This window comes from Rhodococcus sp. NPDC076796 (assembly GCF_040702765.1).
Lineage (GTDB): Bacteria > Actinomycetota > Actinomycetes > Mycobacteriales > Mycobacteriaceae > Rhodococcoides.
In genome coordinates this window covers 226,896-249,526 of sequence record NZ_JBFBMS010000003.1, presented here as the reverse complement: position 1 = coordinate 249,526, position 22,631 = coordinate 226,896, and the positions used below count along the sequence as shown (strand labels likewise).

22 protein-coding genes and 4 tRNA genes are annotated in these 22,631 nt (G+C 65.2%); 9 read left to right on the top strand and 17 right to left on the bottom strand.

Features of this window, described 5'->3' with window-relative positions; translation table 11 throughout:
- Nucleotides 1-47: 47 nt before the first annotated feature.
- The 4 genes from AB0366_RS11355 to AB0366_RS11340 form a co-directional block, all read right to left on the bottom strand.
- Nucleotides 48-2,153 carry a 3-hydroxyacyl-CoA dehydrogenase NAD-binding domain-containing protein gene (locus tag AB0366_RS11355; RefSeq protein WP_366244033.1) on the bottom strand — a complete coding sequence of 702 codons (2,106 nt, stop codon included), beginning with the start codon at nucleotides 2,151-2,153 and terminating at the stop codon, nucleotides 48-50.
- Nucleotides 2,150-3,376, bottom strand: coding sequence for an acetyl-CoA C-acyltransferase (locus tag AB0366_RS11350; RefSeq protein WP_366244031.1), 1,227 nt, complete (start codon nucleotides 3,374-3,376; stop codon nucleotides 2,150-2,152). Before AB0366_RS11350 ends, AB0366_RS11355 begins: the two co-directional genes overlap by 4 nt.
- Before the next feature lie 72 nt (nucleotides 3,377-3,448).
- Entirely contained in the window at nucleotides 3,449-4,729 is a 1,281-nt protein-coding gene (locus AB0366_RS11345; protein WP_121870012.1) for a ribonuclease D, read from the bottom strand.
- Between the two features lie 40 nt (nucleotides 4,730-4,769).
- A complete protein-coding gene (locus AB0366_RS11340) occupies nucleotides 4,770-5,369 on the bottom strand; it encodes a DUF3000 domain-containing protein (protein ID WP_037189453.1) in 600 nt (199 codons plus the stop codon).
- Between the two features lie 125 nt (nucleotides 5,370-5,494).
- Here AB0366_RS11340 and hemE point away from each other — a divergent pair, with 125 nt between their 5' ends.
- From hemE to AB0366_RS11315, 5 genes are read left to right on the top strand one after another with little or no spacing between them, the layout of a single operon-like run.
- The gene (gene hemE / locus AB0366_RS11335; RefSeq protein ID WP_366244411.1) at nucleotides 5,495-6,568 is read left to right on the top strand and encodes a uroporphyrinogen decarboxylase; all 1,074 of its coding nucleotides are present in this window, start codon (nucleotides 5,495-5,497) and stop codon (nucleotides 6,566-6,568) included.
- Nucleotides 6,565-7,920: a protoporphyrinogen oxidase gene (locus AB0366_RS11330; RefSeq protein WP_366244029.1), complete on the top strand. Its 1,356-nt coding sequence runs from the start codon at nucleotides 6,565-6,567 to the stop codon at nucleotides 7,918-7,920. Before hemE ends, AB0366_RS11330 begins: the two co-directional genes overlap by 4 nt.
- 4 nt (nucleotides 7,921-7,924) lie before the next feature.
- Nucleotides 7,925-8,620 carry a hydrogen peroxide-dependent heme synthase gene (gene hemQ, locus AB0366_RS11325; protein WP_121870009.1) on the top strand — a complete coding sequence of 232 codons (696 nt, stop codon included), beginning with the start codon at nucleotides 7,925-7,927 and terminating at the stop codon, nucleotides 8,618-8,620.
- Nucleotides 8,617-9,321, top strand: a complete 705-nt coding sequence (locus AB0366_RS11320) for an HAD-IA family hydrolase (protein ID WP_366244026.1) — start codon at nucleotides 8,617-8,619, stop codon at nucleotides 9,319-9,321. The genes hemQ and AB0366_RS11320 overlap by 4 nt, the downstream gene beginning before the upstream one ends.
- A 30-nt stretch (nucleotides 9,322-9,351) precedes the next feature.
- Nucleotides 9,352-11,673 carry a molybdopterin-dependent oxidoreductase gene (locus AB0366_RS11315; RefSeq protein ID WP_366244024.1) on the top strand — a complete coding sequence of 774 codons (2,322 nt, stop codon included), beginning with the start codon at nucleotides 9,352-9,354 and terminating at the stop codon, nucleotides 11,671-11,673.
- On the opposite strand, the gene AB0366_RS11310 is transcribed toward AB0366_RS11315, so the two are convergent.
- From AB0366_RS11310 to AB0366_RS11285, 6 genes are all read right to left on the bottom strand, one after another.
- Entirely contained in the window at nucleotides 11,651-12,109 is a 459-nt protein-coding gene (locus AB0366_RS11310) for a MaoC family dehydratase (protein ID WP_366244022.1), read from the bottom strand. The genes AB0366_RS11315 and AB0366_RS11310 overlap by 23 nt on opposite strands.
- A 77-nt stretch (nucleotides 12,110-12,186) precedes the next feature.
- Entirely contained in the window at nucleotides 12,187-12,816 is a 630-nt protein-coding gene (locus tag AB0366_RS11305; RefSeq protein WP_366244410.1) for a polysaccharide pyruvyl transferase family protein, read from the bottom strand.
- A 312-nt stretch (nucleotides 12,817-13,128) separates the two neighbouring features.
- On the bottom strand, nucleotides 13,129-13,557 hold the full coding sequence (msrB, locus tag AB0366_RS11300) for a peptide-methionine (R)-S-oxide reductase MsrB (RefSeq protein WP_314145437.1): 429 nt from the start codon (nucleotides 13,555-13,557) through the stop codon (nucleotides 13,129-13,131).
- Between the two features lie 27 nt (nucleotides 13,558-13,584).
- Nucleotides 13,585-14,823, bottom strand: a complete 1,239-nt coding sequence (locus tag AB0366_RS11295) for a glycosyltransferase family 87 protein (RefSeq protein WP_121870006.1) — start codon at nucleotides 14,821-14,823, stop codon at nucleotides 13,585-13,587.
- A gap of 63 nt (nucleotides 14,824-14,886) precedes the next feature.
- Nucleotides 14,887-16,461, bottom strand: a complete 1,575-nt coding sequence (locus AB0366_RS11290; RefSeq protein WP_366244019.1) for an alpha/beta fold hydrolase — start codon at nucleotides 16,459-16,461, stop codon at nucleotides 14,887-14,889.
- A 46-nt stretch (nucleotides 16,462-16,507) separates the two neighbouring features.
- Nucleotides 16,508-17,296, bottom strand: a complete 789-nt coding sequence (locus AB0366_RS11285; protein ID WP_366244017.1) for a pyrimidine reductase family protein — start codon at nucleotides 17,294-17,296, stop codon at nucleotides 16,508-16,510.
- A 34-nt stretch (nucleotides 17,297-17,330) separates the two neighbouring features.
- On the opposite strand from AB0366_RS11285, the gene zapE reads away from it, so the two are divergent.
- Nucleotides 17,331-18,344: a cell division protein ZapE gene (gene zapE / locus AB0366_RS11280; RefSeq protein ID WP_094615231.1), complete on the top strand. Its 1,014-nt coding sequence runs from the start codon at nucleotides 17,331-17,333 to the stop codon at nucleotides 18,342-18,344.
- A gap of 7 nt (nucleotides 18,345-18,351) precedes the next feature.
- Here the strand turns inward: zapE and AB0366_RS11275 are convergent, their stop codons facing one another.
- The 4 genes from AB0366_RS11275 to AB0366_RS11260 are packed head-to-tail and all read right to left on the bottom strand — an operon-like array spanning nucleotide 18,352 to nucleotide 20,338.
- Nucleotides 18,352-18,879: a GNAT family N-acetyltransferase gene (locus AB0366_RS11275; protein WP_366244015.1), complete on the bottom strand. Its 528-nt coding sequence runs from the start codon at nucleotides 18,877-18,879 to the stop codon at nucleotides 18,352-18,354.
- Nucleotides 18,876-19,328, bottom strand: a complete 453-nt coding sequence (locus AB0366_RS11270; protein ID WP_366244014.1) for a hypothetical protein — start codon at nucleotides 19,326-19,328, stop codon at nucleotides 18,876-18,878. The genes AB0366_RS11275 and AB0366_RS11270 overlap by 4 nt, the downstream gene beginning before the upstream one ends.
- A gap of 16 nt (nucleotides 19,329-19,344) precedes the next feature.
- On the bottom strand, nucleotides 19,345-20,052 hold the full coding sequence (locus tag AB0366_RS11265; protein ID WP_366244013.1) for an alpha/beta family hydrolase: 708 nt from the start codon (nucleotides 20,050-20,052) through the stop codon (nucleotides 19,345-19,347).
- On the bottom strand, nucleotides 20,045-20,338 hold the full coding sequence (locus AB0366_RS11260; protein WP_366244012.1) for a hypothetical protein: 294 nt from the start codon (nucleotides 20,336-20,338) through the stop codon (nucleotides 20,045-20,047). Before AB0366_RS11260 ends, AB0366_RS11265 begins: the two co-directional genes overlap by 8 nt.
- 220 nt (nucleotides 20,339-20,558) lie before the next feature.
- Between AB0366_RS11260 and AB0366_RS11255 the strand changes: the two genes are divergently transcribed.
- A complete protein-coding gene (locus AB0366_RS11255; protein ID WP_366244011.1) occupies nucleotides 20,559-21,428 on the top strand; it encodes a bile acid:sodium symporter family protein in 870 nt (289 codons plus the stop codon).
- A 96-nt stretch (nucleotides 21,429-21,524) separates the two neighbouring features.
- Here the strand turns inward: AB0366_RS11255 and AB0366_RS11250 are convergent.
- The 3 genes from AB0366_RS11250 to AB0366_RS11240 form a co-directional block, all read right to left on the bottom strand.
- Nucleotides 21,525-21,599 (bottom strand) — tRNA-Val (locus AB0366_RS11250).
- A gap of 37 nt (nucleotides 21,600-21,636) precedes the next feature.
- Nucleotides 21,637-21,707 (bottom strand) — tRNA-Cys (locus tag AB0366_RS11245).
- A 17-nt stretch (nucleotides 21,708-21,724) separates the two neighbouring features.
- Nucleotides 21,725-21,796, bottom strand: a tRNA-Gly gene (locus AB0366_RS11240).
- A 243-nt stretch (nucleotides 21,797-22,039) separates the two neighbouring features.
- On the opposite strand from AB0366_RS11240, the gene AB0366_RS11235 reads away from it, so the two are divergent.
- Nucleotides 22,040-22,111: transfer RNA gene (locus AB0366_RS11235), tRNA-Val, on the top strand.
- Nucleotides 22,112-22,227: 116 nt separating this feature from the next.
- A complete protein-coding gene (locus AB0366_RS11230) occupies nucleotides 22,228-22,629 on the top strand; it encodes a TIGR02611 family protein (protein ID WP_128646443.1) in 402 nt (133 codons plus the stop codon).
- Nucleotides 22,630-22,631 lie beyond the last annotated feature (2 nt).

Genomic DNA, 22,631 nt, shown 5'->3' with positions numbered 1-22,631 from the left:
GAAAAACCGGAGAAATCCGTCCACAACCTCGAACTCGGCGGGCAACGCTAGACGCTGGCTACACCAGGGGCGAGGAAGCGCTGACCGGTTGCGGCCTCGGAGGCTCCGCTGCGGTCCAGGTACGGCGTGATGCCGCCGTTCCAGAAGCCGAATCCGCCGCCGAGGAGCAGGCAGAGGTCGATGTCCTCGGCTGCTGCCACGACGCCCTCGTCGAGCATGATCTTGATCTCGTCGGCGATTGCGTTGCGGGTACGCATCAGCACCTGCTCGGCGGTCGACGGCGAATCACCCTGCGGCCACAGTGCGGCCACCTCGGGATCGACCACCTGGCCCTCGGGTCCGTAGGTCCACACACCCGGCTTCTTCGCCTCGACGAGCGCACGGAATCCGGGGGAGTCCTTGAACCGCTCGGGGTAGGCCTCGGCAAGTGTTTCGGCCGTGTGCAGCGCGACGGCCGGTCCGACGAGTGCCAGCAGGGTCAACGGGCTCATCGGCATGCCGAGTTCGCCCACTGCGCCGTCGGCGACATCGAACGGGGTGCCCTCGTCGATGGCGCTGATGATCTCGTTCGACGCGCGCGTGACGAGACGGTTGAAGACGAATCCGGGGAGATCCGCCGACAACACGGCCGACTTCTTGAGGGTCTTGGCCGTCGCGAATGCCGTTGCGAGGGTGGCATCGTCGGTCTTCTCACCCTTGACGACCTCGAGCAGTGGCAGGACCGCGACGGGGTTGAAGAAGTGGAAGCCCACGACGCGCTCGGGGTGCTTCAGGTCTGCAGCCATCTTGGTGATCGACAGCGAGGACGTGTTGGTCGCAAGAATCGTTTCGGCAGAGACGAATTCCTCGACCTCGGCGAACACCTTCTTCTTGACGTCGAGGTTCTCGAACACGGCCTCGATGACGAAGTCGGTCTTGGCGAATGCGGACTTGTCGATCGAGCCGGACACCAACGCCTTCAACCGATTTGCGGCATCGGGGGACAGGCGCTTCTTGCCGAGCAGCTTGTCGATCTCCCCGTGGACGTAGCCGACGCCCTTGTCGATGCGCTCCTGATCGATGTCGGTGAGGATCACCGGCACCTTCAGCTGCCGCACGAACAGCAGAGCAAGCTGGCTGGCCATCAAGCCGGCACCGACGATGCCGACACCGGAGATTTTGCGCGCCAACGACTTGTCGGGTGCACCGGCGGGACGCTTCGCGCGCTTCTGCACCAGATCGAAGGCGTACAGCCCGGCGCGGAGCTCGTCCTTGACCAGCAACGTGGACAGCGCCTCGTCCTCGGCCGCGAAGGCCTTGTCGAGCGAGGCCGAGTCGGTGATGTCGGTGCCCTTGGCGAGCTCGAGCAGTTCCACCGCAGCGACGGGTCCGGGGGCGAAGTTGTTGGTCTTGCCGGCGACGATCCCCTTGGCGCGGGCGATGGCGTCGTCCCAGGCCTGACCGCGGTCGATCTCGGGACGGTTGGGAACGATCTCGCCCTTGATGACCTGAGCAGCCCACGCGAGGGACTGCTCGAGGAAGTCGGCTCCGCCGAAGAGGGCGTCGGCGATGCCGAGGTCGAGTGCCTGCTGCGGCTTGAGGACGCGGTTCTGGTTCAGCGCGTTCTCGATGACGACGGTGACGGCGTTCGAGGCTCCGATGATGTTGGGCAGCAACTGGGTTCCGCCCCATCCCGGTACCAGGCCGAGGAAGGCCTCGGGCAGACCGAGCGCGGCAGCGTTCTCGGCGACGGTGCGGTAGTGCGAGTGCAGTCCCACTTCGAGGCCGCCGCCGAGTGCAGCACCGTTGATGAAGGCGAACGTCGGAATCGTCGACTCGCGCAGGCGACGGAACACCTTGTGGCCGAGCTGCCCGATCTGCAGCGCCTCGTCCTTGGTCTTGATGTTCGGCACACCGTTGAGGTCGGCACCGACGGCGAAGATGAACGGCTTGCCGGTGACGGCGATGGCCACCGGGTTCGCTGCGAATGCTTCGTCGAGTGCGGCGTCGAACTTGGCCAGTCCGCCGGGACCGAAGGTCGACGGCTTGGTGTGATCGAAGCCGTTGTCGAGCGTCACGAGGGCGATGGAGCCGTCGAGCCCCGGTACGGAGACGATCTTGGTGAACGCGTTCGTGACTACCTCGTCGGTGAACGCTGTGGTGATGTCGCTCATGCCTTCGCTCCTGAGTAGTCAGCGTGGTTGGGGTTCTCCCAGATGACGGTGCCGCCCATGCCGAGACCGATGCACATGGTCGTCAGGCCGTAGCGCACGTCGGGCTGCTGAGCGAACTGGCGGCTCAGCTGGGTCATCAGGCGGACGCCCGAGGATGCGAGGGGGTGGCCGCACGCGATGGCCCCGCCCCACTGGTTGACGCGGGGGTCGTCGTCGGCGATGCCGTAGTGCTCGAGGAAGGCGAGAACCTGGATGGCGAAGGCCTCGTTGATCTCGAACAGGCCGATGTCTTCGATGCTCAATCCCGTTCGGCCGAGCAGCTTCTCGGTCGCGGGGACCGGTCCGATGCCCATGACGGCCGGGTCGACGCCTGCGAAGCTGAAGCCGACCATTCGCATGCCGATGTTCAGTCCGAGCTCGTGCGCGGTGTCTTCACCGGCGAGAATCGCGGCGGTGGCACCGTCGTTGAGTCCGGCGGCGTTGCCTGCGGTGACGCGACCTGCGGGCCGGAACGGCGTCTTGAGCTTCGCCAGATCGTCGACGGTGGTGCCGGGGCGAGGCGGCTCGTCCTCGGTGGCCAGGCCCCAGCCTGCGGCGGACTTGGTGGCGACGGGCACGAGAGTGTCGGCGATGAAGCCGGCCTTCTTGGCGGCGTCGTACTTGTTCTGGCTGGCGACGGCGTATGCGTCGGTGCGGTCCTTGGTGATGCTCGGGAACCGGTCGTGCAGGTTCTCGGCGGTGTTGCCCATGACCAGCGCGCTGGGATCGACGAGCTTGTCGGCGAGGAAGCGCGGGTTGGGGTCGACGCCTTCACCCATCGGGTGGCGGCCCATGTGCTCGACGCCACCGGCGATGACGACGTCGTACTGGCCGAAGCCGATGCCCGATCCGGTGGTGGTCACCGAGGTCATCGCGCCCGCGCACATGCGGTCGATGGCGAAGCCGGGGACGCTGCGGGGGAGTCCGGCGAGCAGTGCGGACGTACGGCCGATGGTCAGGCCCTGGTCACCGGTCTGCGTGGTCGCGGCGATCGCGACCTCGTCGATGCGCTCGGGAGGGAGGTTGGGGTTCTTGCGAAGAAGTTCGCGGATTGTCTTGACGACGAGGTCGTCTGCGCGAGTGTCGGCGTACATGCCCTTGGGGCCTGCTTTGCCGAACGGGGTACGGATGCCGTCGACGAAGACAACATTCCTCTGTGAGCTGGTGGACGCGGGTACAGACACGCTTTTGGATCCTCCCGACAGATGCGGACGACTCGCCCGGGTGCCCGGACGCGTGTCCTACTGTAGCCGGTATTACCCGTCGGTAACTTGGGAAGGGTGTAGTGCCTTCGCCAGTACCGGCACCACCAGCGTCCGCTGCCAGGGTCGGGCCGCGCCCTCGGCCAGTCGGGCGTCGATCAGCTCGGCAGGGTCGACGTCGGGATCGGTCGGACTCTGCCAATCCCACACCAGGCGGCGCAACAGATCCGGCATCAACAGATTCTCGACCGGCACCGCAACCGATTCGCTGAGCGCGGTCATCGCGGCTCGAACGTCGGCGAGTCGCGCTGCTGCATCGGGATCGCGGCGAGCCCACCGATTGACCGGCGGTGGACCGTCGAAAGAGGCTGCCATCGAAGGTAATTCGGAGGTCGGAAGTGCCCGGGCGCGGGTCAGGGCCGAGGCCCACAATCGGGACGATCTGCGCTGACGGGGACCGCCGAAGACCGGCAGTTGCTCGAGCTCCCGCGAGGATTTCGGGTCCGCTGTTGCCGCCGCCACGATCGCCGAGTCGGGCAGCACCCGGCTCGGTGCCACATCACGCTTGGCCGCCAGTTCGTCTCGCGTGGTCCACAGTTCGCGAACGGCAGCGAGGGTGCGGGGAGATTTGATCGCATGGATCCCCGATGTCCGACGCCATCTGTCGGTCTTGGGTTTGGGCGGCCCGAGGGTGAGGATGTGGGCGAATTCCTGTGCTGCCCATTCCGTCTTGCCTTGTTGTTCGAGCTCCTCGGCCATCGCGTCGCGCAGTTCGAGAAGAACCTCGACGTCGAGCGCGGCGTAGTTGAGCCAGGTGTCGGGCAGGGGGCGGGTGGACCAGTCGGCGGCCCCGTGGCCTTTCTGCAGGGCCAGTCCGAGAGTGCGTTCGACGATGGCACCGAGTCCGACTCGATCGAATCCGGCGAGGCGTCCTGCCAGTTCGGTGTCGTAGAGCGTGTCGGGTATCAGGCCGAGTTCGGCGAGTCCCGGTAGGTCCTGATCGGCGGAGTGCAGTACCCATTCGAGCGGGTTGATCACCTCGGCGAGCGGAGCTAGGTCGCCGGTGACCGGAATCGGATCGAGCAGAACCGTGCCTGCGCCGCGGCGACGGAACTGCAGTAGGTAGGCGCGCTGGGAGTAGCGGAAGCCGGAGGCGCGTTCGGCGTCGACGGCGAGGGGGCCGTGACCTGCGGCGAGCAGAGCGGCAGCCGAGCGCACTGCGTCCGGTGTGTCGACCACGTCGGGTACGCCGTCAGCCGGGGCCAGTAGCGGGACGGCGACAGGCTCGTTCGCCTCGTCGTCCGGCGTGGTCTCGGGAGAACTCTCGGCTGACATGAGATGTGACTCTAAGCCCTGCGGGTCGAGGGACCGTCCACTATGTCCGGCTGGAACTGCGCTGACCGAGGGTGGTGATGCCCGCCGGCGGTAGACCGGCCGCGTAGGCGAGCACCTCGCAGAACGCCTCGACGTGCGTCGAGAGGTCCTCGGACGTGGCCGTCCACGAGGCGCGCAGTTCGAGCTGGTGGGCCTTGGGTGGCCCGGCGATGTCGCCGTAGCGCACCGAGCTGGTCGAGGTGACCGTGCCACCGAGTGCGTTCAGCGGCTCCGACCGTGACTCCAGCGCGTCGACCAGCCAACTCCACCCGACCTCGGGGAGCAGGGGATCGTCGGCGAGGGATTCGTCGACGTCCGCCTGGATGTACGCGACCAGTCGAAGCGTGCCGTTCCAGGCCTCCGCGCCGTCGGGGTCGTACAGCAGAATCAGGCGGCCGAAGGCGTCGCCGTCACTCTGCTCGTCGACCTGGTCGGAATCGGGGTGCTTTACCTCGGCACCGATCGCGTAGCTGTAGGGGGCGAGACGCTGCGGCGGCCGGATCGGACCGATTTCGATCGCCGGGTGTACCTGAGCCCGATGCATCGCGTCGATGGCGGCGCGGAACGGCGCAGGTTCGGCGGTGGATTGGGATTCGGTCACGTCACCGGACGTTAGACGCGTCACGTTGCGGTCAGGCGGAGGCGCGCCGAGCCGTGATGCAACCGAAGTGGGTGTGTCGCCCTTGGTGGCAGGAGCTTTACCGACGCGTGGCAGCATGGAACCCGATGAACGCCGAACTGCACGCCACAGCCCCCGCCCGTCGAGAACTCCCGGACGCGCCGTTCCTGGCCGCGATCGCCGGTCGAGCTCCCTCGCGTCGGCCGGTGTGGTTCATGCGCCAGGCAGGTAGGTCGCTGCCCGAGTACCGCAAGATTCGCGCCGGCATCGGCATGTTGGATTCGTGCTTCCGACCCGACCTCGTGGCCGAGATCACCCTGCAGCCTGTTCGTCGGCACGACGTGGACGCGGCAATCCTGTTCTCGGACATCGTTGTTCCGCTCAAGGCCGCCGGTATCGATCTCGACATCGTCGCAGGCACCGGGCCGGTCGTCGCGCAGCCGGTGCGGTCGGCTGCCGACGTAGCCGCACTTCCCGTCCTGACTTCCGATCAGGTGGAGCCGGTGGCCGATGCAGTACGGATCCTCACCCGCGAACTCTCCGGTACACCGCTCATCGGTTTCGCAGGCGCTCCGTTCACCCTCGCGTCGTATCTGGTCGAGGGCGGCCCGAGTCGCAATCACGAGAAGACCAAGGCACTCATGCGGTCCGATCCGGCCACCTGGCACGCCCTGCTCGACGCACTGGCCACCACGACCATCACCTTCCTGCAGGCTCAGCTGGCCGCAGGCGTCGACGCAGTGCAGGTGTTCGACTCCTGGGCGGGTGCGTTGTCCCTCGCCGACTACCGCGAATACGTCTTACCGCACTCGCAGAGAGTGTTCGAGGCAGTGTCCTCGGCCGGAGTGCCGAAGATCCACTTCGGCGTCGGAACCGGAGAGTTGCTCGGGGCGATGGGTGAGGCCGGTGCCGATGTGGTCGGCGTCGACTGGCGGATCCCACTCGACGACGCCGTGCATCGTGTCGGCAACGGCAAGGCTCTGCAGGGCAATCTCGATCCAGCGGTGCTGTTCGCGGGCTGGGATGCCGTGGAGACGGAAGTTCGACGCATTGCCGCCGATGCAGACCGCGCGGTGGCGGCCGGTGCGCGCGGACATGTGTTCAACCTCGGACACGGAGTGCTTCCCGACACCGATCCCGAGATTCTGACGCGAGTGGTGTCGCTGGTGCATTCGTTGTGACAGTGCGGCGATATGCCGTGGTCGGCGGCGGAATCTCCGGCCTCGTCGCGGCGTATCGCCTTCGGCAGTCCTGCGGGCCGGATGCCGAGATCACTCTGCTCGAGGCCTCGTCTCGCATCGGCGGCACGCTGCGCACCACCGCGGTCGGCACGGACTCGCTCGACGTCGGTGCGGAGGCCTTCATCGGTCGACGTCCGGAGGTGCCGGCACTGCTCGCCGAGCTCGGTCTGTCGGATCAGCTGGTGTATCCGGCACCGGTGCGTCCGCTCGTCTTCTCCGGCGGTCGAACGCACGCGCTCCCGCTCGGCACTCTGATGGGCATCCCGTCGTCCGCCGATTCGGTCCGGGGTCTGGTGGACCCCGAAGACCTGCACCTCATCGAGACCGAGACCGCGCGGCCCTTCGCATGGACGGCGGGTTCGGACGTGAGTGTGGCCGATCTCGTGGGCTCCAGGTTCGGCCCCCAGGTGGTCAGCCGTTCGGTCGATCCGTTGCTCGGCGGCGTGTACTCCGGTTCGTCGAGTTCCATCGGCGTCCGCGCGGCACTGCCCACGTTGGCTGCCGCGTTGGACGACGGAGCGGGGAACTTGACCGAGGCCGTGCTGGCAGCGCTGCCCACGCCGTCGCCGGGACCGGTGTTCGGCGGGCTACGCGACGGTTATGCGGTGTTGCTCGATGCACTCGTCGCTGCAACCGATGCCAGGACGGTCGTGGGAGCAGGCGTCGAGAAGATCCGCCGCGAGGCCGGCGGCTGGTTCGTCGATGGACTCGGACTCGTCGACGGAGTGGTGCTGGCGGTCCCTGCCCCGATTCTGGGTCGGCTCATCGGCGAGGTGGCGCCCGCGGCGTCGCAGGCCGCAGGCGACATAGAACTGGCGTCCTCGGTCGTCGTCGCGCTCGCTTTCCCCAAGACGACGGAGCTGCCGCAGAATTCGGGAATCCTGGTGGCCACGGACGCGGGCTTGGACGTGAAGGCATTCACCCTGTCGAGCCGCAAGTGGCCGCACCTGGGGGAGCGTGACGCGGTGCTCCTGCGGGCCTCGCTCGGCCGTTTCGGTGACACCACGGCGGCGGACCGATCCGACGCCGAGTCGATCGAGACGGCCTTGAACGATCTGCGCACGGTAGCCGGAATCGATGTGCAGCCGCTCGCCGCGACCGTGCAGCGCTGGCCGGGAGGCCTGCCGCAGTACGCGCCGGGGCACCTCGATCGCGTGGCCGCCATCGAGGCCGGAGTCGCAGACCTACCCGGCCTCGAGGTCACCGGGGCCTGGCAGCGCGGTGTCGGGGTGCCCGCGTGTATTGCGTCCGCCACCACCGCTGCCGCCCGTCTGATCGAAGTGGCACGATAGGGCCATGGCACGCCTCGATTACTCAGCGCTCAATTCGACTCTTCGTTACTTGATGTTCTCGGTCTACAAGGTCACGCCCGGCGTTCTGGGCGAGGATCGGGCCGCGGCCGCCAAGGAAGCGAAGGTGTTCTTCGAAGGTCGTGAAGACAAGGGTGTCGCAGTGCGCGGGGTGTACGACATCGCCGGTATGCGCGCCGACGCCGACTTCATGGTGTGGACGCATGCCGAGCGCATCGAGGACCTGCAGGCGACGTATTCCGATTTCCGTCGCACCACCGCGCTGGGCAAGGCGAGCACTCCGGTGTGGAGCAACACCGCGCTGCACCGTCCGGCCGAGTTCAACAAGAGCCACGTCCCGGCGTTCATCGCCGGTGAGGATCCGGGCGCGTACATCTGCGTCTACCCGTTCGTCCGCTCGATCGATTGGTACCTGCTGCCCGACGACGAGCGCCGCACGATGCTCGCCGATCACGGTATGGCTGCACGTGGCTACAAGGATGTGCGGGCGAACACCGTGCCGTCGTTCGCACTCGGCGACTACGAGTGGATCCTGGCCTTCGAGGCCCCCGAACTCGATCGCATCGTGGACCTGATGCGTGACCTGCGGGCCACCGAGGCGAGGCGACACGTTCGCGAGGAGACCCCGTTCTTCACCGGCCCTCGGGTCGAGGTGGACGCGCTCGTCGAATCCCTGCCGTGACGACGACGGGCACACCCACGATCGAGGCCGTCCTGTTCGACTTCTCGGGCACGTTGTTCAGGCTCGAGGAACACCCCTCCTGGTTCGACGGCGTCCGCGATGCCGACGGCACCCCCGTCGACGGTGCGGGAGCCGCGGAACTGATGCGTCGGATGACCGCGCCGGTGGGGGAGACGGTCGAGTTCGACGACGCGACGCGTCATGCCTGGCGAAACCGAGACCTCGACCCAGCGCTGCACCGACAGGCGTATCTGCACGTGCTGGCTCAGTCCGGTGTCACCGACCCACAGCAGGCCGAGTCGGTGTACGGCCGCGTGATCGACGCAGACTCGTGGACACCGTATCCGGACACCGAGGCGGTGCTGAAAAGACTTGCGCGCGAGTCGGTTCGGGTCGGTGTGCTCAGCAACATCGCGTTCGACATCCGGCCTGCCTTCGTCGATCGCGATCTCGATCGGTACGTCGATCACTTCGTGCTCTCGTTCGAGGTCGGTCACGTCAAACCGCAACCGGAGATCTTCCGGCACGCGGTCGCGGCCCTGGGCGTCGATCCCTCCCGGACGTTGATGGTGGGCGACAGTGCCGAGGCCGACGGTGCCGCGCAGGAGATCGGATGCAGCTTCGCTCTCGTGGAGCCGGTGCCGACGGCCCAGCGGCCCGATGCACTGCTGGCAGCGTTGAGCGCGTTCGGGATTCGATGACCGCGGTGGTTCGATGACCGGGGTGGTTCGATGACTGGAGTGGCCGGCGTCCAGCACATGGGCCACTGGGGCATGTTCAGGGCCGAGTCGGACGGACGCGACGTCACTGCGGTCCATCCCCAGCCGACCGACAGAAATCCCTCCCCGGTACTGGGGAACCTCGTCGGGTCGGTGACTCATCGATCGCGCGTCACCTCCCCGGCGGTGCGTAGGGGCTGGCTCGAGGACGGGCCGGGGCCGACCGACAAGCGTGGCAGCGACGAGTTCGTCGAGGTGTCCTGGGACGAGCTCACCGATCTGCTGGCGGCCGAATTACGCAGAGTCGTCGACACATTCGGCAACAACGCGATCTACGGCGGGTCGTACGGTTGGGCGAGTGCCGGACGCTTCCACCACGCGCAGAGTCAGGTGCATCGCTTCCTCAACTGCATCGGCGGTTACACGCGATCGGTGCACAGCTACTCCCTCGGTGCGACCGGCGTCATCATGCCGCACGTTCTCGGTGCGCATTGGAAGATGTTCTCGCGCTCCACATCCTGGAACGTGATTGCCGCACATACCGAATTGTTGGTGGCATTCGGCGGAGTTCCGGTGAAGAACACCGGCATCAATCACGGCGGTACATCGGACCACCCGACCGTTGATTCGCTCGACGCGATGCGCGCCCGCGGTGGGCAGATCGTCACCGTGAGTCCGCTCCGCAGCGACCTCAGCGGCGACGCGCGATGGATCACTCCGCGGCCCGGTACCGACGTGGCGATGATGCTGGCTCTGGCCTACGTACTCGCCGACGAGAAGCTGCACGACACAGCGTTTCTGGAGAAGTACTGCGAGGGATACCCCGAATTCGAGCGATACCTCCTCGGTATCACTGACGGAACCCCCAAGACCCCGCAGTGGGCGTCTGCGATCTGCGGCATCGAGGCCGCGGTGATCGCGGATCTCGCTCGGGAGATGGCGTCGAAACGCACGATGGTGACGGTCACCTGGTCGCTGCAGCGGACGAGGCACGGGGAGCAGGCACCGTGGATGGGCGTCACCTTGGCGTCGATGCTCGGTGGAATCGGTGTTCCGGGTGGAGGATTCGGGCACGGGTACGGGTCGATGAACGAGCCCGGTCTGGCCCCGGTGCCGTATCCGTTGCCGACCCTGCCGCAAGGTATCAATCCCGTACCCGACCTGATTCCGGTCGCCGCGGTCTCGGACATGCTGCTGAATCCCGGTGGTGAATTCGACTACGACGGTAAGCGATTGACCTACCCGGACATCAAGATCGTCTACTGGGCCGGCGGAAATCCGTTCCACCACCACCAGGATCTGGGGCGGCTGCGCCGCGCTCTCGGCAGAACCGACACAGTCGTGGTGAACGACCCGTACTGGACACCGATGGCCAAGCACGCCGACATCGTCGTCCCGTCGACCACGTCGTTGGAGCGATCGGATCTGAGCTGCACGCGCAACGATCCCTTGCTCGTCGCCATGTCGCCCGCCGCCGAGCGCTTCGCCGACTCCCGCGACGATTACGACGCGTTCGCCGAGCTGGCGACGAAACTCGGTGTGGGCGAGCAGTTCACCGAGGGGCGTAGCTCGCAGCAGTGGCTCGAGCATCTGTACGAGCAGTGGCGCGGGTATCTACGTGCCGGGGGCGTCGATACTCCGGAATACGAAAATTTCCGGCGCGAGGGGTCGTTTCGGATGAAGACCGAGGACGATCTGACGTTCTTCGAGGATTTCCGACGCGACCCGGTGGGCAACGCGTTGCGCACCCCGAGCGGGAAGATCGAAATCTTCTCGGCGACAGTGGCGGGCTTCGACTACGAGGACTGCCGTGGGCATCCGATGTGGTTCGAGCCGCAGGAATGGCTCGGCGGGCCGAGGGCCGAGCAGTTTCCGTTGCACCTGATCGCCAACCAGCCGCGCACCAGGTTGCACAGTCAGCTCGATCACGGTGCGGTGAGCCGTAACTCGAAGATTCAGGGTAGGGAGCCGATTCGGATGCACTCGTCGGCGGTCGCAGCCAGGGGAGTCTCGGACGGGGACGTCGTGCGGGTTTTCAACGATCGCGGTTCGTGCCTGGCCGGTGTGGTGGTCGACGACGCGATGCTGGAGTCGGTCGTGCAGTTGTCCACCGGGGCTTGGTACGACCCTGAGGATCCGGCCGATCCCGGGTCGATGTGCAAGCACGGCAGCGTCAACGTGCTGACCGCAGACGAGGGATCGTCCGCGTTGTCTCGCGGGTGCACCGGCCAGCACGTGTTGGTGGAGATCGAACGCTACGACGAGCCGTTGCCGCCGATCACCGCGTTCGATCCACCTGTTCGGTCCGGGGTCAGAACACGACCCGAGAGATGATCTCGGCGACGAGCGCCGGCTTGTCCTCGCCCTCGATCTGCAACGTTCCCGCGGTCACTATCTGCAGTGCTCCGCCGGATACTTCCTCGACGGAGACGAGGGTGGTCTGCAGGCGTACGTGGGATCCGACCTTCACCGGGTTGATGAAGCGGACCTTGTTGGAGCCGTAGTTGATTCCGAGTTTGGTGTTCTCGATGGTGTAGATCTGCCAGTTGAGCATCGACACCAGGGACAGGCTCAGAAATCCGTGGGCGATCGGTGCGCCGAACGGGCTTTCCTTCTTCGCCCGCTCGACGTCGACGTGGATCCACTGGTGATCGCCGGTGGCGTCGGCGAAGGTGTTCACCCGCTCCTGGGTGATCTGCAGCCAATCGCTGGTTCCCAGGTCTTCGCCGACGGCGGCTTTGATCTGCTCTGCTGAAGTGAAAGTGCGCATGCTCACAGTATGCACCGTCGTAGCAGACGAACGACTGGGGCCGAACGATGTTCGGCTCTGTTCTCGGCCTGCTGAATTCAGGCCGTGTAGCGCGGAGCGAACGGAAATGCGGCGATCAGATCGTCTTGGATTTCCGTCAGATTAGGGATCGGTCGATATTCCTCCCGAAGCTGCGCGATTTTCTGGTGATCACGCGCAAGGTCCGACGAATGCTGGACAGCTTCTCGGTTGAAAGCGGAGTAATAGTCGTCGAATTTGTATCCGTTGCCGCCTATGTCCTGTGGCAGCTTTATCCACGCGTTGGGGATGCCGTACGAGTCAGCGACGATCAAGCCGTGCAGACTCGTCGACATCACGAAGTCACATGCGGTGATGTCGGCGATGACCTTGGCCGGCTTGCGGGACGGGTCGATCAACGTGACGTTCTTTTCTCGCGCAAGCGCGAGCACCACGGGATCCTTCTTGTGCACCCAGTGGTAGACAAGGCCGATTCGACCAGGTATCCGCGGCGAGCGTGAGTAAACCCTGTTCGCCAAGAGCCCGGGGTCCCCGACCGCGACCTTGCGCTCGGCCTTGATGCGACTCAATGACAGCTGCCCGCGCACCGCATAGAAGTCGAAGTCGGGGTAGCTGAAGTCTTTTTCGTGGGCAGTGTCGCTGAGCATGAATCCCGAACCCCAGACCTTGAGACCCTTCCGCGCCTGCATGAGCTGGACCATTTCGAGAGTGGAACCTGCCCCGATCATGTCGCTCCGCTTCGCACGACGCCAGGAACATTTCTGCCCGAAGAGTGATCGCACCAGTCCGGGTGTCAATTCATCGCCGAAATTGGGTCTGACGCCAGTGAGCTTCACCTGGCGCCACCAGAAAGTCTTGATCGACGTAGCCATGACAGTAAAATTTACTCTATGTATTGAGCAAATCAAAAGTAAATTCAGGAATTATATGACTGCGGTTCGGCGTATTCGCAGCTCATGACTTGCTGTTCAGCACGGCGATCTCCGGACTTTCCGGACCGATCAGGATGCAGGCTTGAGCGTCAAAGAAATCGAGTTGATGCAGTACCGCTGATCGGTCGGGGTGGGGTAGCCCTCGCCCTCGAAGACGTGGCCGAGGTGGCTGTGGCAGGTGCGGCAGATGACCTCGACGCGGCGCATTCCGAGCGTGGTGTCCTCTTTGAGGATGACGGCGTCGCTGTCGGCCGGGTCGAAGAAGGACGGCCAGCCGCAATGCGATTCGAACTTCTCGGTACTACGGAACAGTTCGGCACCGCAGGCGCGGCATTCGTAGATGCCCTCGGTGGTGGTGTCGGTGTATTCGCCGACGCCGGGGCGTTCGGTGCCTGCCTGCCGCAGCACCGCGTACTCCTCGGGGGTCAGCTTCTCGCGCCACTGTGCATCGGTGAGCTGGACGGCCGGGGCGGAATTGTTGTCGGTAGCTGAACTCATGCTCACACGCTAATACGATTTGTCGGGCTATGCCGTTTTCGCTGGTGGAGCGCTCGGCAACAGGTAGCTGGGTTCGATTCCGTCGTCGAGTCGTCCCTCGCTTCGAGCGGCGAAATAGCGTCCGACGAGGACGCCGAAGATGACGACGATCAGCAGTGCCCAGCCGAAGGTGGTGCGGAGGTAGTCCAAGGCGCGGCCGGTTTCGATCCAGCGGCCCGAGAGCCATCGGTCGTAGTTCATGAACCCGTAGATTGCGAGCCAGGCCGGCCAGTTGCGCAGCAGCGAGTTCTTCAGCACGACGGTCATCAGCAGCGGGAACAGCATCATCGAGTAGTACATCTGGCCGAGGGAGCCCAACAGCCAGTGTGCGGTGAGGATCAAGCCCGAGGTGGTCGCGAAGAAGAAGAGTCGGTCCTCGCGGCAGTATCGGTAGAGCAGCCACAGCGAGATCAGAACCATGATTCCCAGTACCGCTCGGATTCCGAGGGTGAGGAGTTCGGGAACACCGTAGTAGCGGCCGTTACCGACGACAGCGCTGTTGAAGTAGTCGCGGGTCTGCAGCAGGTACGGCAGCGTCCGATCGATGAAGTTCATCGGATCCACCGACAGCGGCCAGGCGATGGCCATCATCACCACGGGGATCGCGATCGAGGTGATGAAGACCTTCCACTGACGCGTCATCAGCGGAAGCAGCAGCAGCGGCGCGAGCATCGGCTTGATCGCCAGAGTCAGACCCATGGCGACGCCCGCCGACAGGTCCTTGCGCTGGAGGAGGAACCCGAGGAAGGCCACCTCACCGAGAAGCACGAAGCCGTTGAAGTTGGTGAACACCAAGGTGTTGGTAACTGTTTCGCTGACGAAGGCGGCCAGCAGGAGAGCGGGGGCCGCTACCGAATCGATCCGGAATCCGAAGATCCGCAACAGGATGTACAGCGCCAGCAGAATCGCGACGGTGCTGGCGATGATGAACAGCCAGCGGGACCGCTCGGGGTCGATGAAGGCAATGGGGGAGAGCAGCATCGTTGCGCTCGGTTGGTACAGATAGTGCGGATCGACCGAGTCGAAGTTCGCCGTGTACACCGGCTGGCGGTTGAGGAATGCCAGGGCGGCGCTGTACACCGGGTTGAAATCGTTGGTGATGTCTCCGTTGACCGCCTTGATCACCACGCGCTGGATGACGGTCATGATGGCGATCGGCCACAGGGCGTACTTGATTACCTCGGCGGTCGTCCGCCCTGACCGCGGCTCCAGAAAGCTTAGTGACACCCGGGAACGGTACCCGAGGCGGTGACCGCACCGGCGAAGGACACCCCGCGATGGGCACCCGGTTCAGGCGGGGCAGACGGTGCCGTCGGTCGGAAGCGCGGTGTCGCGTGCGTAGTTCACCGCAGCGCTCTGCAGACACTGCGATCCGCCCAGGCTCGGATGCCCGCTGCCCTGCCACGCGGCCGAGGCGACGCCTGCACCGGTAGCCCCGACCAACCCGGTGACCGAGGACAGCCCGCCGTTGCCGGCGATCGGGTCGCCTGCATTGGACAGGACCAACACCGGGACATCCAGAGAGGTGGGCAGCGGAGTGGAGGGAGCCGTCGGCCAGGACGAGCACAGCAGAGCCGTCAGTGCGGCGTCGGTGCCGTAGATCGGGTAGCGCTCGGTCCACTGCGACGTCAGGTCGCGAACGCCCTGCGGTGACGGCCACTGCTGCCCGTCCGTGCAGCGAGACACGAATTGCCCGTCGGTGCTGTAGGCGTTCCGACCCCGCTCGGCGAGGGCCGACAGTGCAGTGGTGTCGGACCCGGCGGCCGAGGACAGTGCAGTGGACAGCCCGGTGGCCCGTGACGACGCGTCGCCTGCTGTCGACGCGAGGGCGAAAGTGATGCCGTCGAGAATCTCGTGGGTGGACAGCGGTGAGAATTCGCCACCGGCGGCGCGTCGGAGCAGCTGGGCGACGGCGGCCGTCGGATCGCTGCCGAGCGAGCAGTTCAGCGCGACGCATCGCTGCGTGAACGCTCTGAAGGCTGCTTCCTTGCCCTGTGTCCGCTGCTCTGCCAACGTGATCTGATCGGCGCCCACTCCGGTCGGTGAATCGAGGATCAGGCGCGAGATGTTGGCCGGAAACTTCGCTGCGTAGGCCAACGCGGTGAGCGCGCCGTTGCCCGAGCCGATCAGGCCGATCTGTTCCACACCCCAGAGTTGCCGCAGACGGTCCAGATCGTCCGCGGCATAGGTGGTTCCGAACGCGAGCTCCTGCGGTTGCAACGTGTCGGTGCACTCGATCGTGGCGTCACGACCTGCGTCGACAGCGCGGTCGACGGCGTCGGCATCGGATCTGGTGAACTGCCCAAGCGCATCGACAGCAGACTTGGTAGGAGACTGGGGGATGTCGTCGATACAGACCACGGCGGTGGATCGGCCGATGCCGCGTCGATCCACCGCAACAATGGGATGAGCCTCGAGCAGCGTCGCGAGCGGGCCTGCGGCCATCGTGGCCAACGTGCCGATCGACGACCGATCCGAACCGGACGTGAACACCAGCGGTCCCGCATCGCTGGGCGTTCTGTCGAGTCGGGCTCGCAGCGCGCCGACGGCGAAGGTGCCGAACATCTGCCCGCTCGCATCCACGTCTGCTTCGTACTCTGCGCATTCGAGTGTCAGGCCGGGAGTGGTTGAGGTGAGCCCGAACGTGCCGAGTGTGGCTGCGGTGCAGTCGGCCCAGGCGAGATCGTTGGTCGGCACGGCAAGTGCGACCGGTTCCGGGGGTGCGTCCGTCGAGGGCTCGCCCGGCTGACCGGGGGAGCGCTGTTCGACCGCGACGTCGGGTCGGAGCGACGGGCCGGCACCACAGGCCGCGCACATCGTGGCGAGGACGAGGACCGCGGCGAGCATCGTTCGTTTCTGCGTCACCGTGCGAGGCTATCGACTTTTCGATCGGTGCCGGACGGCGCGCTGCTCATGCCTGACGCACCCAGCGCGTGAGCAGCGTTCCGTCCACATCGCCCAGAACGTGTGCCCGGTGCATCGCTGTGTCGGACGCGCCGCCGGCGTGGGCGATCCGGCCCGCTTCTCCGGCGACGAGCATCGGCGAGATCGTCAGGCACAGATCGTCCGCCGCCCCGTCGGAGACGAGCTGCCCGAACAGTCCTGGTCCGCCCTCGCACAGGATGCGGCGGAATCCGAGGTCGGTCAGTGTCGCAACGATGTCGACGGTCGACACCGATTCGCCGGACACCTCGATCACGGTCGCACCCGCCGAACGAAGCGCCGCCACTTTCGAGCCGTCCGCAGCCGCCGAGGTCAGCACCACCGGCTGCACTTCGGTCTCGGTGATCAATCGAGAATCTGCCTCGATCGAACCGGAGGCGGTGACCACCACGATCGTCGGAACCGGTGCGAGTCCGCCGGCCACCCGCCGTGCCTTCGCTTCGGCGGACAGTGAGACGCCGCCGTAGTTCTCGGCGCGGGCGGTTCCGGCACCGACCAGCACGGCGTCGCACAGTTCTCGCAGAATGCCGAACAATCGGGCGTCTGCGGGGGTTCCCAGGCCCGCCGACTTACCGTTCGCGGTGACCGATCCGTCGATGCTGGCGACGAAGTTCGTGCGGATCCACGGTCGGTCCAGGTCGGTCGGGTACGCGTGCAGGACGCGGACTGCATCGTCGTCGAGTGTCGATCCGACGGCGGGCGCGGACTCGGTTGTCTGCCCCGATGTGAAGTAGGTCCCAATATGGAGAAGCTGCATGAGAGAGATCAGACCACGTCGTTACGCTCGACAAATGCCCGCACGCCTTGTCGACCGAAATCCCGTGGTCCCCTCCGATCAGTTGATCGCGCAGATGGTCCCGCCGGCGATGTTCGACGACGTCAGTTTCTCTTCGTACATTCCCGACCCCAAGGAGCCGACGCAGGCTGCGGCGGTCGCGAAGGCCGAGGAGTTCGCGAACAAGGTGCAGAAGATCCGCGGCAAGGGCAAGCGCGGTCTCTTCGGCAAGAAGACCCCGGCCATCGGTGCAGGCCTGTACCTCGACGGCGGCTTCGGCGTCGGCAAGACTCACTTGCTCGCCTCGATCTACCACAGCGTTCCCGAGCCCAAGGCGTTCGGTACGTTCGTCGAACTCACCCACGTGGTCGGTGCTCTCGGCTTCAACAAGGCGCTCGAGGAGCTCTCGAACCACAGCGTGCTGTGCATCGACGAGTTCGAGCTCGACGATCCCGGCGACACGATGTTGGTCTCTCGGTTGCTCTCCGAGCTCTCGCAGCGCGGAGTGTCCATCGTCGCGACGTCGAACACCCTGCCCGGGCAGCTCGGTGAGGGTCGTTTCGCCGCCGAGGACTTCATGCGAGAGATCAAGAAGCTCGGCTCGATCTTCGAGTCGATCCGGGTCGATGGACCCGACTACCGCCACCGCGATCTGCCCCCGGCTCCCGAGCCCACGTCCGAGTCCGAGCTGATCGACCGCGCCGACACCGTCGAGGGCGCAACGTTGGACGACTTCGACGAGCTGCTGGCGCATCTGAGCACGCTGCACCCCTCGCGCTACGGCAAGTTGCTCGACGGCATTCCTGCGGTGTTCCTGAAGAACGTGCACCCGGCATCGGATCAGGCCATCGCTCTGCGCCTGGTCGTCCTCGCCGATCGCCTCTACGACGCGGGCATTCCGGTGACGGCCTCGGGCGGCAAGCTCGACGAGATCTTCACCGAGGAGATGTTGGCAGGCGGCTACCGCAAGAAGTACCTGCGCGCCACCTCGCGTCTGCTCGCGTTGTCTCGTTTCGCTGCAGTCGGCTGAGCGGTCGTCACAGCGTCACCTGCATGACGTAGTCGTCGTGCGTCTGGACTCCGACGACGAACGTCTTGGTGCCCACGATCTCGAATCCGTGTTTGGCGTAGAACTTCTGCGCCCGCACGTTCTGCTGATTGACACCCAACCATGCTGCGGCACAACCGGAGTCGCGGGCGTGAGACAGCGACGACGACATCAATCGGCCCGCGGCTCCGCTGCCGTGCTGGGTCGGTTGCACATAGAGTTTGCTGATCTCCATGGCCGGCTGGTGCGAGAGGGCCGCGCGAATGTCCGGGTCCGTGGGCGTCCCGGATACGAGCATCGCGTAGCCCACCACGTCTGCGCCGGCTGTCTCGTCGACGAGGACCGTTCTGGTCGCGTCGGCGATGTAGTTCTCGAAGTGCTCGGCCGACAGCACATTCGAGATGAACTGCTCGATGTCCTCGGGCCGGGTTCCCGGCGGGCAGGCGAGCGGAAAGGTCGACGCGGCCACCTCGGCGACGCGATGTGCATCGGCGAGTGCTGCCACGCGCACGGTCACAGCAGATCCACCGCGTTCTTGGCATCGCGCAACGACAGACCGGTTCGGTCGCGTAGCAGTTTGATGGCCGAGATCGCCTTGCCCTCCGATTTCAGCGACTGCAGGCGCGGGATCAGATCGTCCCAGGGTGTCGGACCGGATTGCGCGGCGTCGGTGATGGTGGCCGAGGACGGAAACGGCTCGCCGCGCTGCACGCTGTCGATCGCGTTCTTCGCGTCGAGGAGCCCGGCACCTGTTCGTTCACGAAAGACCTTGATGGCCTGGACCTTCTTGTTCGCAGCCAGCAGTTGATGAATGTCTGCGCGGGCGCTCTCGTCGAGACCGACGAGCCTGATGTTGCGCGACGTCTCCGGGGACGAGCCGGGCTTCTTGCGGGCCAACAGCCACGCCGCGAGCACCGCGGCGTCGACGAGGACCAACGCCACGATGAACCATCCCCAGGTCGGCATGCCTTAGTAGACCACTTCAGCGCGACGGGTCGAAGAGCGGGACGACAACCGACGAATCGGACGTCGGGGCACCGAACAACGAGGCGGCACCGGCAAGGGTCTTCGCCGCTGCGTCGTACTTGGTCGGGGTGAGGTCGTGGCCTGCACCCTCGAGGTCGACGAGCAGTGTCGGTGCCGGGACGAGCGCGAGCGCAGCGCTCAGTTCGGCAGTGGTGCCGAACGGGTCCTTCGTGCCGTGCACCACCACCGTCGGTGTTCGCAGTTCGGGGAGGTGCTGCGTACGAGCCTTCTCCGGCTTGCCCGGCGGGTGCAGGGGATAGGACGTCAGGACGAGTCCGTCGACGAGGCCCGGTTGTTCGGCCGCGATCATCGACCCTTGCCTGCCACCGTAGGAATGCCCACCGAATGCGATGAATCCGTCGGTCTCGGCGCGAAGGCGTTCGACGGCCTCGGCGATGCCCAGCCTGTCCTCGGCCGACCGGGACGGGTGCGGCGGTCCCTTGGGCTTGCGTACTCGAAAGGGAAGGTCGAACCGCAGCACCGTGAACCCGACTGCTGTCCATACCGTGGCGATGCGCTGCAGCAGCAGCGACTCGCAGTTTCCGCCCGCACCGTGCGTCAGAACGAGGCCGCCGCGTGACGGTATCGAGGGTGTGTGCAGAAAGGCGACGCCCCCGCCGAAATCGATGTCGGCGGGGGCGTCGGGTCCATCGAGTTCAGGCATCGTTCGAGGACGTTACCTTTTCCTGGGTGTCGACGTGATCCGTGTCAGCGTCGTCAGCAGAGCCGTCGGAGTCGGTGGAGTCCTGGTCATCGGCGTCGACCATCTCACCGTTGTCGTCGACCATGTCCGCGAAGGCGGTCCCGGCGACGGTGCCGTTGGTTCCCGGAAGGGCCACGGTGGGCCGGGCACCGGGTCGATACCGGTCGTCGAGGCCCTCCACGGACTTCTTCGCCTCCTCCAGGGTGGCGTCATCGACTGTGGGTTCGCTCTGAGCATCGTCCGACACGTGAGTGTCCTTCCGTCGAAGTGTGTGCGTCGTCTCCACTGTGCACTTCTATGGCGTGAATCACCACAATTGATTTCGGGATGAGCGCCGATGACCCGTCGAAGAGGTCGAATCGACCGCGTGACCCGAACAACTCATTTCCATTCTCTTCATCGAACTCTCGCCAGAAACGGACGAATGCCGCACACTCATCTCACGTTTCCCGCACCAGAAGGAATCCATGGACGACTCGGTATTGATCTCGACGTTTCTGCCCATCGCACTCGCGATCATCATGTTCGGACTCGGACTGTCGCTGACCGTCGAGGATTTCCGACGCACCGCGCGCACGCCGCGAGCCGTTGTGATGGCCCTGGCTCTCCAAATCTTGGTTCTTCCTGTTCTCGCATTCGGACTGATTCTGCTGTTCGACCTGCCGCCATTGCTGGCTGTCGGAGTGATGCTGCTGGCCGCCTCTCCGGGCGGGACCACCGCGAACCTGTTCTCGCACCTGTTCCGTGGGGACGTGGCACTCAACATCACATTGACCGCGGTCAATTCGGTTCTGGCGGCCGTGACCATTCCCGTCATCACCAACTTCGCCATCGCTTACTTCGATGCAGACGGTGAATTGGGCCTGCAGTTCGGCAAAATAGTGCAGGTCATAGCTATCGTGCTGATTCCGGTGGCACTCGGAATGCTGGTGCGCAATCGCTCCCTGGCGTTCGCCGAACGCGCGGATCGACCGGTCCGGATCTTCTCGATCGTCATCTTGGTGTTGGTGGCGGTCGGCGCCCTTGTCGGCGAGCGATCCAACGTTGTCGGTTACCTCGAACAGGTCGGACTGGTGACGGGATTGTTCTGCTTGGCAAGCCTTGCCATCGGCTACGGTGCTGCGCGACTGCTGAAGATGGGTGAGCCGCAGTCCATCGCGATCTCGATGGAAATCGGAATCCATAACACCACCGTTGCCCTCACAGTCGCGTTGAGCGTGCTCCAAAGCACCGAGGTGGCGATACCGGCCGCGGTCTACTCGTTCCTCATGTACGTAATGGCCACGGCATTCGGTTATCTGGTTACCGGACGGACCCGCACACAGGTCTCTTCATGACATCGGGCAGCACGGATCGAAGGCGACTCCGGCACAAAGACTCCGGCACAAACAGGTCAGGCCCCCTCGAAAGGGGGCCTGACCTGGTCTTACTTCTGGTGCGCGATACTGGGATTGAACCAGTGACCTCTTCCGTGTCAGGGAAGCGCTCTCCCGCTGAGCTAATCGCGCGTGTCCTCGCATCGGTCTTGCAACCGATGCACTAGCGAGGTGGAGACGGGAATCGAACCCGTGTGCACGGCTTTGCAGGCCGTTGCCTCACCACTCGGCCACTCCACCATGGGTCGAGACCCTCGAGCGGATGACGGGATTCGAACCCGCGACCCTCACCTTGGCAAGGTGATGCGCTACCACTGCGCCACATCCGCATACCCCGGAGGCGTTCACTGCTGGGCAGTTGCTGTCTCCGTGGTGCGGGGAAAACATTAACCCAACGGGAGTGAAACTCACAAATCTCGTGGTCAGCTGCGGAATTCGAACGATTCACGCATGTGAAAGATGTGAAAGCAGAGGCGAGAGCAGCCCAGTGGAGGCGGTCCGGCGACGTATTCGGTGATCGGGCAGGCGATTCGGTTCGCCGTGGCACCTCGTGTTAATGTTTTGCCTCGTTCGGTCCCGTGGCTCAGTGGGAGAGCGTCCGCTTCACACGCGGAAGGTCGCTGGTTCGATCCCAGCCGGGACCACAGAAAAGAAGGTCCACACCGCTCGTCGGTGTGGGCCTTCTTGCGTTCGGGGCCGGTAGCCTGAGCCGGTGAGCACCGAACAGTCGAAGCCCCGGGCCGTCGCCGACCAGGGTCCGATGGACACAGCCAAGGTGAAGCACCGGCGCTTCCGGGCGCGCATCGCCGAGAACAAGTCCCTCGATCTCGCGTACCGAATAACGGTCGGAGTCGTCGGAACAGTCGTGTTGGTGCTGGGTGTGCTCGCCATTCCGTATCCGGGGCCCGGCTGGTTGATCGTCTTCGCGGGCCTGGGCATCCTGGCCTCGGAATTCGCCTGGGCCAAGAGTGCGCTGCGATTCGTCCGCAAGAGATACGACGCATTCATGGCGTGGTTCTCGACGCAATCGATGTTCGTCAAGGGCCTCGGCGTGCTGTTCACCACGGTCGTCGTGCTGGCAACGCTGTGGCTACTGGGCACGTTCGCGTTGGTCGGGGGCTGGATCGGGCTCGACTGGACGTGGCTCGAAAGCCCGATCTGACT